Annotated in this window: 17 protein-coding genes, 1 tRNA gene and 1 pseudogene; 11 read left to right on the top strand and 8 right to left on the bottom strand. The window is 58.6% G+C overall.

Annotated features, from left to right (window positions below):
* Nucleotides 1-115 precede the first annotated feature (115 nt).
* The 3 genes from C9E81_RS14870 (at nucleotide 116) to C9E81_RS14860 (ending at nucleotide 1,454) form a co-directional block, all read left to right on the top strand.
* Nucleotides 116-571 carry a Phasin gene (locus C9E81_RS14870; RefSeq protein ID WP_122113133.1) on the top strand — a complete coding sequence of 152 codons (456 nt, stop codon included), beginning with the start codon at nucleotides 116-118 and terminating at the stop codon, nucleotides 569-571.
* A gap of 151 nt (nucleotides 572-722) precedes the next feature.
* The gene (gene phaR / locus C9E81_RS14865) at nucleotides 723-1,325 is read left to right on the top strand and encodes a polyhydroxyalkanoate synthesis repressor PhaR (RefSeq protein WP_122113132.1); all 603 of its coding nucleotides are present in this window, start codon (nucleotides 723-725) and stop codon (nucleotides 1,323-1,325) included.
* Between the two features lie 39 nt (nucleotides 1,326-1,364).
* Nucleotides 1,365-1,454, top strand: a tRNA-Ser gene (locus C9E81_RS14860).
* Between the two features lie 287 nt (nucleotides 1,455-1,741).
* Here the strand turns inward: C9E81_RS14860 and C9E81_RS14855 are convergent.
* Together C9E81_RS14855 and C9E81_RS14850 are read right to left on the bottom strand one after the other, a co-directional pair.
* Complete coding sequence (locus C9E81_RS14855; protein ID WP_243698670.1) at nucleotides 1,742-2,449, bottom strand: DUF4357 domain-containing protein; 708 nt, start codon at nucleotides 2,447-2,449, stop codon at nucleotides 1,742-1,744.
* Complete coding sequence (locus C9E81_RS14850) at nucleotides 2,449-3,177, bottom strand: hypothetical protein (RefSeq protein ID WP_166461910.1); 729 nt, start codon at nucleotides 3,175-3,177, stop codon at nucleotides 2,449-2,451. The genes C9E81_RS14855 and C9E81_RS14850 overlap by 1 nt, the downstream gene beginning before the upstream one ends.
* A 42-nt stretch (nucleotides 3,178-3,219) precedes the next feature.
* On the opposite strand from C9E81_RS14850, the gene C9E81_RS14845 reads away from it, so the two are divergent.
* The 3 genes and pseudogenes from C9E81_RS14845 (at nucleotide 3,220) to C9E81_RS14835 (ending at nucleotide 6,919) form a co-directional block, all read left to right on the top strand.
* Nucleotides 3,220-3,912 (top strand): plasmid partitioning protein RepB C-terminal domain-containing protein, encoded by a 693-nt coding sequence (locus C9E81_RS14845; protein WP_243698669.1) that lies wholly within the window; start codon nucleotides 3,220-3,222, stop codon nucleotides 3,910-3,912.
* Between the two features lie 91 nt (nucleotides 3,913-4,003).
* Nucleotides 4,004-4,765 (top strand): restriction endonuclease subunit S domain-containing protein, encoded by a 762-nt coding sequence (locus C9E81_RS14840; RefSeq protein ID WP_122113129.1) that lies wholly within the window; start codon nucleotides 4,004-4,006, stop codon nucleotides 4,763-4,765.
* Between the two features lie 715 nt (nucleotides 4,766-5,480).
* Nucleotides 5,481-6,919, top strand: a pseudogene (locus C9E81_RS14835) (IS1182 family transposase).
* 380 nt (nucleotides 6,920-7,299) lie between these two features.
* Here C9E81_RS14835 and C9E81_RS14830 read toward each other — a convergent pair.
* Nucleotides 7,300-7,758, bottom strand: coding sequence for a GNAT family N-acetyltransferase (locus tag C9E81_RS14830; protein WP_122113128.1), 459 nt, complete (start codon nucleotides 7,756-7,758; stop codon nucleotides 7,300-7,302).
* A gap of 155 nt (nucleotides 7,759-7,913) precedes the next feature.
* On the opposite strand from C9E81_RS14830, the gene C9E81_RS14825 reads away from it, so the two are divergent.
* Nucleotides 7,914-8,462, top strand: a complete 549-nt coding sequence (locus C9E81_RS14825; RefSeq protein WP_122113127.1) for a GNAT family N-acetyltransferase — start codon at nucleotides 7,914-7,916, stop codon at nucleotides 8,460-8,462.
* A gap of 157 nt (nucleotides 8,463-8,619) precedes the next feature.
* Here C9E81_RS14825 and C9E81_RS14820 read toward each other — a convergent pair whose 3' ends face one another.
* On the bottom strand, nucleotides 8,620-9,234 hold the full coding sequence (locus C9E81_RS14820) for a glutathione S-transferase family protein (protein WP_243698667.1): 615 nt from the start codon (nucleotides 9,232-9,234) through the stop codon (nucleotides 8,620-8,622).
* Nucleotides 9,235-9,415: 181 nt separating this feature from the next.
* Between C9E81_RS14820 and C9E81_RS22930 the strand changes: the two genes are divergently transcribed.
* Nucleotides 9,416-9,598 (top strand): hypothetical protein, encoded by a 183-nt coding sequence (locus tag C9E81_RS22930; RefSeq protein ID WP_122113125.1) that lies wholly within the window; start codon nucleotides 9,416-9,418, stop codon nucleotides 9,596-9,598.
* 305 nt (nucleotides 9,599-9,903) lie between these two features.
* On the opposite strand, the gene C9E81_RS23330 is transcribed toward C9E81_RS22930, so the two are convergent.
* On the bottom strand, nucleotides 9,904-10,254 hold the full coding sequence (locus C9E81_RS23330) for a DUF4336 domain-containing protein (protein WP_243698677.1): 351 nt from the start codon (nucleotides 10,252-10,254) through the stop codon (nucleotides 9,904-9,906).
* A 442-nt stretch (nucleotides 10,255-10,696) separates the two neighbouring features.
* Between C9E81_RS23330 and C9E81_RS14805 the strand changes: the two genes are divergently transcribed.
* The gene (locus tag C9E81_RS14805; RefSeq protein WP_122113124.1) at nucleotides 10,697-11,011 is read left to right on the top strand and encodes an EthD family reductase; all 315 of its coding nucleotides are present in this window, start codon (nucleotides 10,697-10,699) and stop codon (nucleotides 11,009-11,011) included.
* Between the two features lie 576 nt (nucleotides 11,012-11,587).
* Here C9E81_RS14805 and C9E81_RS14800 read toward each other — a convergent pair.
* Together C9E81_RS14800 and cynS are read right to left on the bottom strand one after the other, a co-directional pair.
* A complete protein-coding gene (locus C9E81_RS14800) occupies nucleotides 11,588-12,445 on the bottom strand; it encodes a formate/nitrite transporter family protein (RefSeq protein ID WP_122113123.1) in 858 nt (285 codons plus the stop codon).
* A gap of 39 nt (nucleotides 12,446-12,484) precedes the next feature.
* Nucleotides 12,485-12,949: a cyanase gene (gene cynS / locus C9E81_RS14795; protein ID WP_122113122.1), complete on the bottom strand. Its 465-nt coding sequence runs from the start codon at nucleotides 12,947-12,949 to the stop codon at nucleotides 12,485-12,487.
* A gap of 447 nt (nucleotides 12,950-13,396) precedes the next feature.
* Here cynS and C9E81_RS14790 point away from each other — a divergent pair, with 447 nt between their 5' ends.
* The gene (locus C9E81_RS14790) at nucleotides 13,397-14,356 is read left to right on the top strand and encodes an aldo/keto reductase (RefSeq protein ID WP_122113121.1); all 960 of its coding nucleotides are present in this window, start codon (nucleotides 13,397-13,399) and stop codon (nucleotides 14,354-14,356) included.
* Between the two features lie 219 nt (nucleotides 14,357-14,575).
* On the opposite strand, the gene C9E81_RS14785 is transcribed toward C9E81_RS14790, so the two are convergent.
* The gene (locus C9E81_RS14785) at nucleotides 14,576-15,421 is read right to left on the bottom strand and encodes an isocitrate lyase/PEP mutase family protein (RefSeq protein WP_208021184.1); all 846 of its coding nucleotides are present in this window, start codon (nucleotides 15,419-15,421) and stop codon (nucleotides 14,576-14,578) included.
* Between the two features lie 280 nt (nucleotides 15,422-15,701).
* Here C9E81_RS14785 and C9E81_RS14780 point away from each other — a divergent pair, with 280 nt between their 5' ends.
* Nucleotides 15,702-15,965, top strand: a complete 264-nt coding sequence (locus tag C9E81_RS14780; protein WP_122113120.1) for a hypothetical protein — start codon at nucleotides 15,702-15,704, stop codon at nucleotides 15,963-15,965.
* The last annotated feature ends 179 nt before the right edge of the window (nucleotides 15,966-16,144 follow it).

Raw genomic sequence — 16,144 nt, 5'->3', positions numbered from 1 at the left:
ATCTTGAAATGCTGCGTCGCAGCATTCATATTGACGCCACGATAAATTGATAGCGCGGTGATACGGATCTCCTCCTCCCTCCCTCTCACATCGCGCTGAAAACGGAGTAAACGACATGGCGACCAAAACCCCCGATTTCTCGAAAACCTTCCAGGACATTCTGGCCAACTTCCCCATCGACACCTCGTCCTTCCAGGAGGCCGTGAAGTCGCAAAACGCGCTGAACGAAAAGCTGGCCAGGATCACCTTGGGCGCTGCCGAGCGTTCGACAGAAATCTCGGCTCAGTGGGCCAAGGACACGATCGCCCGCATGGGTGAGCTGACCGCGACCAAGGAAGAGCCTTCGGATTACGCCAAGGCGGTCACCGATTTCGCCTCGGCTTCGGCCGAAGTCGCCGCCGAGCACATGGCTTCCTTCGCCGAAGTGGCCAAGAAAGTGCAGATGGACACCGTCGACCTGATGCTGACCGCCGGCAAGGATGTTGCTGCGGAAACTCAGAAAGTCGCCGAAAAAGCCACGCGCGAAACTCAGGCCGCCGTCAAGAAGGCCACCGCTGCCGCCGCGAAGTAATCGGCTGGCATGTTATCCTGTGAAGGGGCGGTTTTCCGCCCCTTTTTCATGTCCGGACGTTATTGGCCGGTTGGTATATTGTCCTTTTTCCTTTGCCTTTTCGCGACGCTGGACCCATCATTGCGAAAACGGATCAAGAGAAGGGGCCCCAATGGCCACGACATCTGCCCCGCTGCTGATCAAGCGTTATGCCAGCAGACGGCTCTACAATACCGAAACCAGCGATTACGTCACGCTCGAGGATATCGCCGCCTTTATCCGCGACGGGCGCGAGGTCAAGATCGTCGATCTGAAGTCGGGCGACGATCTGACCCGGCAATATCTTCTGCAGATCATCGCCGAGCATGAAAGCCGCGGCGAGAGTGTTTTGCCCATCGACGTGCTGACGGATCTGGTTCGCAGCTATGCCTCCAGCACGAACTCGGTGGTGCCGCAGTTTCTCGCGGCAAGCTTCGAGATATTGCGGGAGAGCCAGTCGAAGCTGATGGAAAACATGGCGACGATTCCCAACCCGATGAGCAACGTCCCGGGTTTCGAGGCGATGCAGCGCCAGCAGCAGATGTTCCTGCGTGCGATGATGGGCGGTTGGCCGGGCAGTTCCGGACCCGAATCCGACGGTATGGCGGATGAGGGAGCAGAGGAAACGGGTGCATCCAAATCCTCGGGGAAAGGCACCCGCGCCGGCGATGCCGGCGATATGGAGGAAATCCGCAGGCAACTGGCGGAATTACAGAAGCGGATTGCAAAGCTCTGACTTGCACAGCGCCGCCACGCAGGCTAGACCACCGCTCACGGAGCGGTGGCCGAGTGGTCGAAGGCGCACGCCTGGAAAGTGTGTAGGCGGGGAACCGTCTCGAGGGTTCGAATCCCTCTCGCTCCGCCACTTGCCCCTGCGAAAGCGTTCTCCCGATCCGGTTCCGGCCGGATTTTCTCGTTGTTTTCGAGGGTTATGCGGGAGGGGCTGAGCACTGGCCCTGCCGTCGCGAGGCCCCGAAGCGGTCTCTCGGGGCCGATATTCTCCGGACCTGTTGCCTGCGCGGATTTAGTGAATTCTATCCAAGTGGCTGAAAATGCGTCAATTTTTGACTGGCACAGCTAATCACTTCGATTTCAGTGGCATTCGCCGCTATGGAACAGAAATCGAACGCCTGGACCATTCTCTGGTGAATGTCAGCTGGAAGTCCCGTTCGATACGTCTTGGCTCGTCTCCCAGTCCGCGTAGGTGCGTCCATCGGGAAGCTTCCAGAGAATTCGGCCATTTGCGCTCGCGCCGATGACGGTCGCAGCTGCGGCAGATGCGGACGTGAAGCTGTAGTCGCTTGTGAAGATGAGGAAATCACCTTCTTCGCGAAGGACGCCCTTCTCTATGAGGGTGTTCCTGAGGGTAACTGTGCCTCTCGGAATTGTTCGCGTCGTTCGAACTCTCGCCTTCGATCCGGCTGCAACGACAAAGTCCCCGGATGGCCCGATCTCCATATCAGCCGTGAACCCCTCGCCACGAAAGAAAAACCGGGGGCTCTCATGGGCGCTAGCCTTCGGCAGATCCCGCTCCAACATCGGATCTGGCGTTCGCCCGCGAATTTCACGGAACAGATCCCAACCAAGCGCACCAACTAGCGTTTTTGTCTGATCCACGAACTCCTCCATCGCGGCGCGCTCGGGCAGAGGCAGCTTGCCGGCGTCGTCGGACGGTGTCCGCGAGTTGGGGATAGTCCAGCGAGGATTGCTCCCAACGCCGCGGATCAGGCAAGCCTCGACATAGCGAGCGTGGCTCTTGGTCAGGTTCTCGTCCTTGCTGATGAGGATCACAGTATCGATCCAGAAACCCTTGCGGGTCATCGCGATGGTTATGTCGCCGAGCTGGATCGTTTCCGTCATCAGTAACCCGGCTGATTCTTGATGATCTCGAACAGCGCCAACGTGGCATCGCGATCGCGGTCGGGAATGGGAAACAGAGCATTGAGTACCTGCGCCTCGCGTGCCTGGTCGCCCTTCCACCCCGCGGGTGCGCGTTCCCTAACGGCCAGATCGATCCGCAGGGCCAGTGCGGCCTTGTCATCGTCATTTGCAGGGCACTGGAATGTAGAGGCCGATATCGACGCGAGGTTGTTGAAGACGACCGTCGCTTCCCGTTTGCCATGCAGCGCTGAAGGAACGCCCGCGTCGGGTTGCTTCGAAGCCAGCCTCTTAACCAGCTCTTCCGCCTTGCGGAGGAACTCCTCATAGGCGGCTGCGTCTGCCCGGCTCTGCTTGATCAGATCGTCCAAAAGCTTCGACATGTGATCGTAGAATCGGGGATCGGTGAGCTGGTCCCGGATGATTGTTTTGCGGACGTTGTTGATGATCCCCTCGGCAATGGCATTCTTCGTGAGCTTGCCCTTCTCGTTGAGCTTTCGCGCAATTGCGTCGTGGATTCCCGTCTCGATGATGAGCTCGGTCAGCGGGAGCTGGTCCAGCTCCCCCAAGTCGGCCGCCGGGTCGGCTTGGACATAGGTATTTAGCAGATGCCGCATATCCGCTTCGTAAGGCTTGATGTCGAGCTCCTCGCCCGAGTGCTTCTTGATGGCGGAGCGGATCTCGCCGTAGAACTCCGCTTCCTTCTGCAAGGCGGCCGCGTCGGCGTCAGAGTATCCGGCTTCGGTGAGGTCTTGCGCGATGGCAGCAAAGGCTCGAACAAGGACCTCGGCATCGAGAAGGTCGAGTGTCTTATCTCCACCGACGACGAGGCCTTCACCTACAACAAGCGGATCAGCCGGTTGTCGCCGGTCCAGGAGCACAAGATGATTCTGCGTGCCATCGAGCGCGGTGTCCCGGAAGAGAAGATCGCCAAGGCGCTGGATATCAACCCCCAGAGCGTTCGGCGCAAGGTCCGCATGCTCGACGGGATCAGCGAGGAGACGGTCGCCATCCTCAAGGACAAGCCCTGTCCGATGGCCGTGTTCGAGATCCTTCGGAAAATGAGACCATTGCGCCAGATCGAGGCTGCCGAGTTGCTGGTCAACGCTAACAATTACTCGGTCGCCTATGCTTCGGCGATCCTGGCTGGCACACCACAGACGCAGCTCGCGGAAGGCTCGAAGCCTAAGCACATCAAGGGCATCACTCCGGAGGCGATGGCCCGGATGGAGAACGAACTCGCGCGTCTGCAGGAGTCGATCACCTCGATCCAGGAGACCTACGGCCAGGATCACCTGCAACTGACCGTCATCAAGAGCTACCTCGGGAAGCTGCTCGGGAACGCGCGGGTCGTCCGTTATCTGATGCAGCACCGTCCGGAATTCCTCGACGAGTTCCAGGCGATCGCCGAGATGACCTCGACCCTGCCGCCGGACACGGCATAGCCGAGGCACGACCGATGGGGACCCGGACCCGATAAGCGCGGGGACCGTGGGAGACGCCGCACTGTGGGGCGGATCGAGCGCGGCGGTGGGGATGGCGGCGATCCGCCGACTCATTACCAAGAAGCGTGATCTGCGGACTGGCGCGATGCAGCGCTTGCTCATCGGCGAGACCCGAATGCCGGGCTTCACGGATCCCTGGCAGGTAAAGCGGTTAGGCGACCATGTCTCCTTCCTACGCAACGGCGTGCATTCGCGCGCACAGCTCACCGTCAATGATCCGGTTTGCTATCTCCACTACGGCGACATCCACGTTTCGTCATCGATCCGTCTCGATGTGAACAAAGCGATAATGCCGCGCCTCTCGGCGGCCGCCGCTGCTCGTCTGACCCGTCTCGAGGATGGTGATGTCGTGTTTGTCGACGCTTCCGAAGATCTCCTTGGCGTGGGGAAATCACTGGAGATCGAGGGCGCCAGCGGTATCGAGGCCGTAGCCGGGCAACACACGATTGCGGCCCGCTTCGACAAGCAGGTGCTCGCCGATGGCTTCAAGGGGTACCTGCAGTTCGTCCCAGCGTTCATCGCCCATCTTCGTAGGCTGGCGGCAGGCACGAAGGTCTACGCCACAAATCGTAAGCACATCGCGAGCGCAGAGATCGCGCTTCCCGAGCCTGACGAGCAGAGAGTCATCGCCCGCGTTCTGTCGGACATGGAAGCCGAAATTGCTGCCCTTGAGGCAAGGCTCGCAAAGACCCGAGACATCAAGCAAGCCATGATGCAGGCGCTGCTGACCGGCCGGGTGCGCCTGCCTGTTTCAGTAGTAGAGACATGTGAACCGGAGGCCGCCCATGCCTGAACGCCCCCGCAGCGAACGCGCGACACAGGACCGCCTCGCAGCCCTCAGGCGTCGTTCAACACCGTCCGCAGCGGTGTATTGCTAGAAGCACAGGTTGTCGCGACACTGGTGAATGGCCGAAATGCGGAAGCGCCCACGCGAAAAACGAAGGGAGGTAGAAGGTCACCGGGGATCGTGGTGTTCTTCTGCATAAGCGAAGGCGCTTCATTATATCCGCAGCACATGAGTGGCCGGTCTGGACTCTGCGTGTCGATCTGCGGACTTTGCGGACGTTCCCCTTCTTGATACCATCACTGCAGCAGCGAACTGGCTCTGGCGGACTTGATGGCTGATGAGAATATTGTTGTAAGAACGCTCGGAGCCATCGGTTCAGGAATCGATTGGCTTCGGCGGGCAGAGCACCCAGTATCTCGGGCGATCGCCTGGGGTGAAATTCTGCTGCTTTCTGCCGGCTCGACTTATGTCATCCTAACGGGTTGGGAGGATATCGCTCCTCATGGAAAGATTGCTCAACTCGTAATAACAGGTCATCTAATTTATGTGATACATGGCAATCTACGCAGGGGCCGGAAAAGCCGTAGTATCTCGAAGAGGTAGGTTCGCGTTGCGGGACGAAACGGACTTTCGTTGCCACCGCTTGAATGTCCGCTGTCGGCCGAGGCTGTGTGGAAACCCCAAGATGTGGTATGTTTTCTATGATACAGGGGGTGCATTTATGTCAGGTTTCATTGAAGGGGTTGATCGCGGTCAGATCACGCTTTTTCCGGATCGCCTGGAGGACTGGATCGACGAGGACAACCTCGTGCGCGTCGTCGATCTCTTCGTGGATGAACTCGATCTGCCCGGCCTTGGGTTCGCCCGTTCAGCACCTGCACGCACGGGGCGGCCCGGATATCACCCTGCGGTTCTGCTCAAGCTGTTCATCTACGGCTATCTCAACCGTATCCCCTCCAGTCGAAGGCTGGAGCGCGAGGCGGGGCGCAATGTCGAGGTGATGTGGCTGACCAGCAGGCTGGTGCCGGATCACAAGACCATCGCGGATTTCCGACGTGAGAACAGTGCGGCCATCCGCAAGACCTGCGCGCAATTTGTCGAGCTGTGCCGCCGTATCGGCACGCTGAAGGGGGATTGCGTGGCCATCGATGGCAGCAAATTCAAGGCGGTTAACAACCGCGACAAGAACTTCACCAAGGGCAAGATCGCCAGCCGCCTCGCGCATCTGGAAGCGGACGTCGAACGCTACATCACCGAGATGGTCCGCATCGACCGGCAGGAAGAAGGCGAAGCGCGGACCGAGAGGGTTGCGCATCTGGCGCAGCGATACGGGCGCCTGAAGCAGGAGATCGGGAAACTCAAGGCGATGGACACGGCGCTGGCCGATGCCCCTGATGGCCAGATATCCCTGACCGACCCGGATGCCCGCGCCATGGCCACCAGCGCGCGCAACAGCGGCATGGTGGGCTACAATGCGCAATGTGCCTGGATACCGAAACCCACATCATCGTCACCCATGACGTCACGAACAAAGGGTTCGACCGGGACCAGCTCAGCCCGATGGCGATTGCAGCCAAGGAGGCGCTTGGGCGTGATGATCTGCACGCCCTCGCCGACAAGGGCTATTTCAGCGGCGCCGAGATCGTCGCCTGCCACGATGCTGGTATCACTGCGACCCTGCCACGCCCGGAAACATCCGGGAACCTCAGCAAGGGCATGTATGTGAAGGCCGACTTCAAATATGACGCCGCGCGCGACGTCTATATCTGCCCGACAGGGGATGAGCTGACCTATCGCTACACGCGCGAGGAAGACGGGCTCAAGGTCCGGCGATACTGGACCAATGAATGCCAGCACTGCCCTGTGCAGTCGCGCTGCACCACGGGCAAGGAGCGCCGCATCACCCGCTGGGAATACGAGCATCTGGTGGACGAGATGCGCGACCGCCTGCGCAGCGACGCCGATCCCATGACCCTGCGCCGAAGTACGGTCGAGCATCCCTTCGGAACGATCAAAGCCTGGATGGGGGTCACCCATTTCCTGACGCGCCGCCTTCGAGGCGTCAGGACCGAAATGGCGTTGAACGTGTTGGCCTATAACATCAAGCGCATGGTCGCCCTTATCGGCATCCGCAGGCTGATGGCGGCTATTCCCGGCTGAACAGGCAGAAAACGCTGCGGGAAGGCATCCAGCACCCTCTCCGTGGCCCGCAGGCGGGCGGGAGACGACCGATCAAGCGAAACACTCCCTCTGAACCGATAACGTCGCGCGCGGGTCTGGCCGCAAAAGTTTCCACACAGCCTAGGCCAGTTTTCCACCATCGATGCTAGCTTTTCTACCGACGTTGGCACTACATTGGTGCAGCTTCAGAGTGTGAATGGGAAACGAAGCCTGACGACGAGACATTCGAGTAACATGGATTGCACGACCAAGGAAGAACCAGAAGGCAGAGGAGACCGCTAAGGTCTCCAACCTGTCATTTTTTCCATTCGCAACATCGTATCTGCCTGGACGGCAACGCAGCAGACGCTGTCCGCAAGCTAGCCGAGGACCTTCTCCATGACTATGGTGCGTTCTTCGCCGTGGAGGACTTCGTTGATCTCAACGTATCCGAGGCGAGCGTAAAACGATCTGGCCGTCAATGATGCGGGAACACGAAGTATAGGCACGCCTTCACGATTTGCTAAGGTTTCGATGGCGTCCATGAGCTGGCGCCCGATGCCCAACCCTTGCATTTCAGGAAGCACGAAAACTGTTCGCACCACGTCGCCCTGAAGACCTGCCGTGCCCACGATTTTTTCAGCATCATGGGCTACCAAAACGGCCCTCTGCCGGAGGAACTCGTGAACCATCCCAGTCGTAAAGTTGTTCGCCACACGCTCAATGACTGCAGCAGAATAATCCCTTCCGTTACTTATACGGATGGTGCGCTGCACCAGGTCACTGATCTGATTAACATCCGCATCCTGTGCCGGGCGAATATTGGCGCGTTGAAACATAACAGCATGCTAAATTAGCCGTCCGTGCAAGGCAACCGCGGCTTTGGGCTCGTTTCCTATATTGTCCACGCAACACGTGCTTGGCCGATGGCAATGCGGGGCGTTGCGGACATCCAGGCTGTTGTGGGGCTGTGCCAACCGGGTAAGGTATCCATATGAATGAACCTTATCGCCTTCCCAATGAGTTCGGGACCCGTCATTATATTCTCAGGCGTGTGAGAATGGATGACGCGGAAACAATTTTCCATAGCTACGCGACTGACGCGACGGTTACCCGGTTTCTCAGATGGAAGCCGCACGCGAATGTGGTTGATACGGCAGCCTTCCTTAAACTCGCAGTATCCGAATGGGATCAGGATAAAGGATTTCCAGTCGTCGCATTCCAACGTCAACAACCCGGTGATCTGATGGGCATGTTCCATTCTCGGCTCAATGGACATCGCGTGAACTATGGTTATGTCTTGCGAGCTTCAGCTTGGGGTAAGGGGTGCGCTTCGGAGGTTATGCGCTGGTTAGTAGGCCATGCCTTATCGCACCCCAACGTATTCAGGGCGGAAGCGTTCTGCGACGTGGATAACCTTGCATCTGCCCGCGTCATGGAGAAAGCGGGAATGACGCGCGAAGGCATCCTGCGCCGTTATGCTCAGCATCCGAATATCTCGGGTCAACCTCGGGATTGCATCGTCTACTCCAAGGTTCGGTGAGGGCTCCGATCGGTCAACGCCCATATGCGATTGGGGCCCAACCTGGATGACACTGATACGGACAGAGAGGTCTCAGAATGGCTGTCTTCGCTACGCTGGTCCGTTTCCGCATTCGTTTGCATGCTGCCACTTCAGTTCTCGTGCGTGATGAGTAACCTCAATCGGCCTTTGCGAAATGCGCCATTTGGCCGGCATGAGCCTTCTTGAACGCGGGGCGTTCCGTGATCCGCGCCACATAGGACTCCGTCGCCGGCCGATCCCCGAACGAACGAACCCTTGCCACCCGCAGAACATCGGCCATCAACAGGTCTGCGACAGTAAAGCGGTCGGCGGCCAACCATTTCCGCTCCTTCAGGACGTTCTCCATGTGGTTGAGGCGGCTTTCCAGCCAGCCGGCCAGATTATTCTCTTCGGCGCCAGTCACTTCCAGAAACCACCAGGGGACCGAAACCATCTCGATCGAGTTGAGCGCGGCGATCGCCCATTGCAACGTCTGAGCTTCTCCTACAGGGTCGCGTGGCATGAGTTTTTCGCTTTTCCGGGCGAGATGCAGCAGCCCCGCGCCGCTCTCGAATATTTCAACTTCGCCATCGCTCAGGAATGGAACCTGGCCAAAGGGTTGACGCGCCAAATGATCAGGCCCCCGGTCCTTGAAGGGGACTGTTCGCACGGAGTAGGCAAGCCCGCCTTCCTCGCACGCCCATCTCAGCCGCATGTCGCGCACGAAACCCCGGGGTCCCTCGGGAACCCAATCATAGGTCCAGATCGTCACCTGTTCGGACATTCCGGTCTCTCCTCGACAATGTGAGCCGAGAATAGCACATTGCCGCCCGGAACCGACACTGCGAAGGTTGGGTGCATCGCGCCGATCAACGCAAGAAGATTGCATGGCAATTCCCGAGAGGGCAGCATTGACCGCAGGATACTGAACCCGGCCCGGTAAGGGAGAGATCGTGACCGCTATCTTGAAACGGCTTGCCGCAGGCATGCGCATTCTCATCGAGGCCGGGTTTGGCTATGCCTTGTTTGCGCTTGGTGGGCTGGCTATCGGGGTGGGCGTGCAGATGTCCATCTGGCCAATCGTTGTGATTGGAATCCTCATGGTCTTGGCGGGATTCCGGATCATCGGGCTATAGCCTGGGAAAACAGGCTAACTTTTCCATGACACATGATGGCATGGTCTACCGCATCAACCACTCGAAAGCCTGCGATAGTGCCTTTTTTCCGCCTGACTGTAGTGGCTTGCCGTGCGCCATCACGAGGCGCTCGGCAGGCCATTCCAGAACGCGCCCGATGACACCCCGCGCTGCGACTCTGTCCGTGGTTGCCAAACGGAATTTTCGGAGCACAGACGGTATGGGGGCGGTCATCAGGTCGAGCCGGGCGACTACGGCCCTCCAGCCGCGATACCAGTCTCGCGGGATCTGCTGCACGAGATCCGTCACCAGCACTGTGGCCGACGCCCGGTGGAGAACACCACTTCCGTCGTGATTCGGTTTCCTGATACGACCACCTGATCGATCACCCCGGCCCAGGCCGGGTCCGGTTCATTGTTCATGGTCGAATGTATCGCTGTCCCTGCGATCTGCTGTGTCAGACCGGTTGTGGCATGAACCCTTGCATCAGGGTAGGCAGCGGCCCAATCGGCGAGAAACATGTGGTGTAGGCTATTGGGGGCAATCAGATGGCGCACGGGACCAAGGGCATCGACGGCGGCTCGAACATCCTGGGTCAAAGCTACCGGAGACCAAATCCATAATCCGCCTTCCCCCGGCAGTCGAACCACAGCCATACGCGTTGGAAACGTGAACCCCGTTGCGCCGGTTACCACGGGGCCATTAATGAGCCAAAACTCGGAGCCAAAGGATATCACTGCTAACTCGCTCCAAATCTGGGCGTGTGTGTTGGAGTGTTACATCGTCGCGCCCGGTCTGTCCAAACCACTGGCCTGTATTCGTTGGGGTGTGCCGTCGAAGGCGTCATTCGGTTCCAATGCAGAAACGATTCATTGATCTTGGTTCTGTCATTGTTCCCATGTTGCGGGATTTCGCCGCCCCTCTCGCATATGCCGTGGCACTAGGTTTGCTTTGTGGAAGGTTAGGGTTAGCGTTCTCGAGCGACAGAAATTTTCGCCTTCACTACGCATATGCAGAACAGATGGTTTGAATGAAGAAACGTTCCCATTTCTCCGGACCTCTCCTGGTTCTTTGGAGCGTTCAGGCAGGAGTCCGGCCATGATCAAGATGAGCGTCTACTATCCGGCCGATGGCGGCTCCAGGTTCGATCACGACTACTACCGCACCCGCCACATGCCAATGATCCAGGAACGGCTCGGTGATGCCTGCCTGCGCTACGAGATCGAGAAGGGTGTTGCGGGTGGCGAACCTGGAAGCACGCCGGAATTCGTCGCGGCTTGCCACGTCTACTCGCCGACCCTGGAGATATTCCAGGAGGCGTTAGGGCCCCATCGCGCGGAGATCCGCGCGGACGTCGCCAACTATACAGATATCGCGCCCATCGTGCAGATCAGCGAGATCGTTGGAGGGTAGGGGGCTTCGACGCGTCAGGTATTGCAGCTGAACTTTCAGAGATTGGCATGGTGCTGGCGCACCAGTCAATGTCGGGGGGTGGAGGATCGCTGTCCTGCTATCGGGCACTGACCGCGAGAAAATTTTCATGAGCGCGGTTCTCGTCAGTTTTGCGTGACATTTGATGGCCTTTTGGGCGGCAAGGTGCCTTGTAATTTGTGGATCCGTTTCCGAATGTTGCCGGTAATACTACACCTCTTCTGGGCGAGATTTCTGGCGGTTCTCCAACATGCGGTTTTGTTACGCCGATGCCATTCTTTTCCATGATCAGCTTGACGAATTGTTACGCCATGACCGCGTTAATATTACGTCCAAGGCCAGAACTAGCAGGGCGCTGCCAAGCCAAGTCCGAACGGGTCATGCAGAAAAAATATGCAGTTACACAGAACGGCGACCGAACCAGAAAGCGGAGGTGACAAGTTGTAATGGGCCTCCGGCAGACCCGCCTCATGGCTCTATGCCCGTCCCGATCATACCAGCTTTGCGGGTTTTCCTTGGAGTGAACCGAGTGCCGAGCGTGCGAAACCTGACATGCGTTTATTCGGCAGGCACCGTAGCAGCATTGTCATCATGGTGCAGGCCGGCATCACGAGTCCGGGGGGAAGAGGTCTTGTAATGCGTCGCGTAGATCATCGCGCCGACAAAGGTCAGCCCGCCGACCAGGTTGCCCAGCACTGTCGGGATCTCGTTCCAGAACAGGTAATCCAGCCAGGTGAATTGTCCGCCCAGCAGGATCCCCGCCGGAAACAGGAACATGTTCACTATGGAATGCTCGAACCCCATGTAAAAGAACACCAGGATCGGCATCCACATGGCCATGATCTTGCCCGAGACGCTGGTTGACATCATTGCCGCGACTACGCCGGTCGAAACCATCCAGTTGCACATCACCGCCCGCACGAACAGCGTCAGCATACCTGCAGCACCATGGGCGGCATAGCCAAGCGTGCGCCCCTCGCCGATATGGCCGATCTTCTCGCCGACCGCGTTCGGGGCCTCGGAAAAGCCGAAGGTGACGATGATCGCCATGAAGACCGCGACCGTGAAGGCACCCGCGAAGTTGCCGCAGAAGACCAGCCCCCAGTTCCGCCAGAGTCCCTTCATGGTGACCCCGCTGCGCTTGTCCAGCAGCGCCAGCGGAACCAGCGTGAACACGCCGGTCAGCAAATCGAAGCCCAGCAGATACAGCATGCAGAACCCGACCGGGAACAGCAACGCCCCGATCAGCGGCTCTCCGGTATTGACGGTGACCGTCACGGCGAAAGCCGCCGCGAGCGCAAGGATTGCGCCGGCCATATAGGCGCGGATCAAGGTATCCCTAGTGGACATGAAGACCTTGGACTCGCCGGCATCGATCATCTTCCGGGCGAAATCGGGCGGGGTGACGTAAGACATGGTATTTCCTTCCTGTTGGGCGTCCCTAAAGGCCGGGCACTACCAGTTCGCGTATTCCAGATATTTGCCGGACATGGTGACCTTGACGCGGTCGCCTTTTGCGTTCGGCTCGCGCTCGACCTGCATCGAGAAATCGATGGCCGACATGATGCCATTGCCGAATTCCTCGTTGATCATCGCCTTGATCGTGGGGCCATAGACCCCGACGATCTCGTAAAGGCGATAGATGCAGGGATCGGTCGGCACCGTCTGGTCCCAATGCTTGAGCGGGCTTTCGACCAACAGATCTACGGTGCTGTCGGGCAGGCCCAGCAATTCGGCGAAGGCGCGGGCCTTGTCCTCGGGAAAGGCATTCATGCCGGTCGCGGCGGAATGGGTCCAGACCGGCGACATGCCGATCCTCTCGGCAATCTCGGCCCAGCTCAATCCCGCATGCTTCTTGGCACGCAGGATTAGTGCTGTCAGGTCGTCGCGGGTCAGTTCGTTAATGATCATCTTGTTCATCGTTGCTTCCCTTCGGCTCTGGCCTGGTTGTCGCGCCTGCTCAGCCCTACTGCCAGGATCGGCAAGGCAGCCTACAGTTCAAACTCGTCGCGGTTCCTGTTGACCCTTGTGCCGATATACTGGCTTGCGGCACACATTAGCGTTACATCCGTCCGTCACTGCGCAAGTCCAATGAAGCCAATCGCGTCTTTGCAGCGCGGCATTACACGAATAGCCCAAGTGCTAAGCGACAGATTCGGGGAAATGACCAAGATTCGGGCTGTTTGCGAGGCGGTGCTGCTGTTTGTCGAAGTGCCTGCGTGTAGTCGTATGGGAGTGTTGGACAGCAATGCGCTGCGGTCTCGGCAGGCAACAGAGAGCCGGCCGGCCGGTGGCAAATTGGCTGCTTTCGCTTGACTGCCTGGATACGCCGCGCTTCGATGCCGCATCGCGGCATGAGAGGCATGAATGAAACAAAGACTGATCGGCAACCGCAATGTCGGCACCATCGGCTTTGGCGCGATGAGCTTTGGCGGGATGTTTGGTGCGACAGATGAGGCGATCTCGCTATCCTGCCTTGATGCTGCGGCAGACGCCGGCATCAGTCATTTCGACACGGCAAATGTCTACGGCTTGGGCGTGTCGGAACAGATCATCGGCAAATGGGGGCGCCGGGATCTGCACCTCGCCACGAAATGCGGCATCATCAATGGGCCGCCACGCGCGGTGCGCAATGACGAGCCCTATATCCGCCAATGCCTTGAAGAATCGCTTCGCAGGCTCAAGCGCGAACATGTCGAGCTTTATTACATCCACCGCCGCCAACCCGAGATCCCGATCGAGGATCTGGCCGGAACGATGTCGAAGCTGGTGCAGGAGGGAAAGATCGGCGGCTATGGTCTGTCCGAGGTCGCGCCATCGACCTTGCGCCGCGCCCATGCCGAGTATCCGGTAACCGCGGTTCAGAGCGAGTTTTCCCTCTGGACGCGGTTACCTCAGCTTGGCCTGATCCAGACATGTCGTGAGCTCGGCGCCGCCTTCGTCGCCTTTTCTCCCCTGGCACGGGGAATGTTCGGGCGCGAGCCGCTGAAACGGGATTTCCGCGAAGGTATCGACTTTCGGGATACCAACCCGCGTTTCATCGAGCCGAACTTCTCCGCGAACCTCGCCGTCATTGCGCCTTTCCGCGATCTTTGCGCCGAGCGGGGCTGGACGGTTCCGGGCGCGGCGCTGGCATGGGTTCTGGCGCAGGGAGAACACATCATCCCGATCCCCGGCACACGGACGGCGGACCATCTGCGGGATTGGCAAGTTGCGGATCTTGACGCTACGGATATCGCGGAGATCGAGCGTATCCTTCCTGCCGGGTTTGCCCATGGCGACCGGTATAGCGATCAACAGATGGCTTTCGTGGAACGTTATTGCTGAAGCCGCACGGCGATGCGTATGCATGCCCGTGGATGCGCGCAGCGACTCATACAGCCCGTGTAAGCAATTGTTAAGTCTGATGCACCGGCGAAAGCTTGCCCCCGCTCAGCGCCCCGGAAATCGAGTCTGTGGGCGTTGCCCAGAATGCTAAGCGGGCAGCCGTGCATCCGCCTGCAATTTGGCAGAGTTTCTGATCGGCGGTATCAACCGGGACCAGGTTTATTCACTCACGTTGGTCACGCTTTTCCAAGTCATCAGATTCTTGATGATCTTCGCCGGAAGCGCATCTGCAGCATAACCAAAAGTGCCGACGTTTCTCACTTCTTCAGCCGCTCGCATCAGCGCGCCAAGAGCCGCGCGTGCGAAGGAGCCGCCGACACTTACCCTACGCACGCCGGCATCCGACAGTTCGGCAACGGAATAATTTGGCCCGCGCAAACCCATGACCACGTTCACCGGCTTGTCCAGGGCAGTGCAGACAGTGCGGATCGTATCGATATCGGGCAATCCCGGTGCATAGAGGACATGAGCCCCGGCATCAGAGAACGCCCGAAGCCGCCTGATGGTGTCATCCAGATCAGGATTGTCCCAGAGGAAGTTTTCTGACCTTGCCGTCAAAAGAAAAGGCAAGCCAGCAGCTGCCTCGGCGGCAGCGTGAACGCGCTCAACCGCGTGGGAGAAATCATAGATGGGTTTCAAGGGGTCTCCCGTCGCGTCCTCGATTGAGCCGCCGACCAGCCCGACCTCGCACGCCTGGCGGATTGTTTCTGCACAGATATCCGGCGCTGCACCAAAGCCATCCTCCAGATCAGCCGAAACCGGTAGATCCGTGGCAGCAACAATCTCGGCTGCATTATCCAGGATTTCACGCCGTTCAAGGCAGCCAGAGGAATCGAGCTTGCCCTTCGAGAACGCAAACCCGGCGCTCGTCGTGGCGAGAGCCTCAAATCCCAGACTCGCCAACAGGCGTGCTGATCCGGCGTCCCAGGGATTCGGAATCACAAATGCCTGACTCTGGGCATGAAGGGATTTAAAGCGCTCAAACTTTTCCCACTGATCCACCATGACTACCTCCACGACGGCTTATGCATGGATCATAGCGAACAAGAACAAAAAGGAAACATAAATTCGCCTGATTACGGACCTTGGCGACATTTCCGAATTCCTTCGAAAGTGCCGCAGACCGAGGCATTGCGCTTGGAATATTGGTGTTGCCGTAGCCGCAATACTGCACCGCATCGGCAGTGGCAAATAATCCGCATTCCATACGTCACACTTCAGGTTGGAAGCTAAATGGACATGGCAACACGGAAATCCTTCCCTTGCACAGCCAAGGAGTTCGTAATTGAATCACCCGAGACCCATACCCGCCATTATCAACGCCACCACCGTTGGGAAGCCGACGATCAGGATTGATTTGCTGGTCGAGCCGTCGCTTCTTGACTATTGCCGCCAGTTGCTTGCCGAAGGTCATCACCCGGAAACCATCATCCACGTCTATCGCGGCGAGACCTTATGCTTCGTGCCGGCCAGGTTGGAGGTGTTCGCAAACCTGACGACCACAGAAGGCGATCACACGATCCGTTTTCGCCGGCATTACGCGCCGTAGAGCGGCGTTGTGGGTTACGGAGGGGTTTGTTGGTAGCCTTCAAGCGAACTGCCTCTCTGGGAGGTTTATTGCCGGCTATCCTGAAGGGCAGCCGAAGCGCTGCGGCTGATCATCGACAACATCGCTCAATCAATTGACCTACCATCCGGAGTCGTGATGTGACTTCGGCAGACGGCTTC

The organism is Paracoccus alkanivorans, from assembly GCF_003697785.1.
In the GTDB taxonomy this organism is placed as follows: Bacteria; Pseudomonadota; Alphaproteobacteria; order Rhodobacterales; family Rhodobacteraceae; genus Paracoccus; species Paracoccus alkanivorans.
The sequence above is the reverse complement of the archived record's forward strand: the minus strand, read 5'-3'. Positions and strand labels throughout refer to the sequence as shown.

Excerpts from the sequence above, each read along its gene's own strand:
- C9E81_RS14790 (WP_122113121.1), top strand. The coding sequence starts at position 13,397 with ATGAAACAAAGACTGATCGGCAACCGCAATGTCGGCACCATCGGCTTT.
- C9E81_RS14855 (WP_243698670.1), bottom strand. The coding sequence starts at position 2,449 with ATGACGGAAACGATCCAGCTCGGCGACATAACCATCGCGATGACCCGC.
- cynS (WP_122113122.1), bottom strand. The coding sequence starts at position 12,949 with ATGAACAAGATGATCATTAACGAACTGACCCGCGACGACCTGACAGCA.
- C9E81_RS14805 (WP_122113124.1), top strand. The coding sequence starts at position 10,697 with ATGATCAAGATGAGCGTCTACTATCCGGCCGATGGCGGCTCCAGGTTC.
- C9E81_RS14840 (WP_122113129.1), top strand. The coding sequence starts at position 4,004 with ATGGCGGCGATCCGCCGACTCATTACCAAGAAGCGTGATCTGCGGACT.
- phaR (WP_122113132.1), top strand. The coding sequence starts at position 723 with ATGGCCACGACATCTGCCCCGCTGCTGATCAAGCGTTATGCCAGCAGA.
- C9E81_RS14800 (WP_122113123.1), bottom strand. The coding sequence starts at position 12,445 with ATGTCTTACGTCACCCCGCCCGATTTCGCCCGGAAGATGATCGATGCC.
- C9E81_RS14830 (WP_122113128.1), bottom strand. The coding sequence starts at position 7,758 with ATGTTTCAACGCGCCAATATTCGCCCGGCACAGGATGCGGATGTTAAT.
- C9E81_RS14870 (WP_122113133.1), top strand. The coding sequence starts at position 116 with ATGGCGACCAAAACCCCCGATTTCTCGAAAACCTTCCAGGACATTCTG.
- C9E81_RS23330 (WP_243698677.1), bottom strand. The coding sequence starts at position 10,254 with ATGGCTGTGGTTCGACTGCCGGGGGAAGGCGGATTATGGATTTGGTCT.
- C9E81_RS14825 (WP_122113127.1), top strand. The coding sequence starts at position 7,914 with ATGAATGAACCTTATCGCCTTCCCAATGAGTTCGGGACCCGTCATTAT.
- C9E81_RS14785 (WP_208021184.1), bottom strand. The coding sequence starts at position 15,421 with ATGGTGGATCAGTGGGAAAAGTTTGAGCGCTTTAAATCCCTTCATGCC.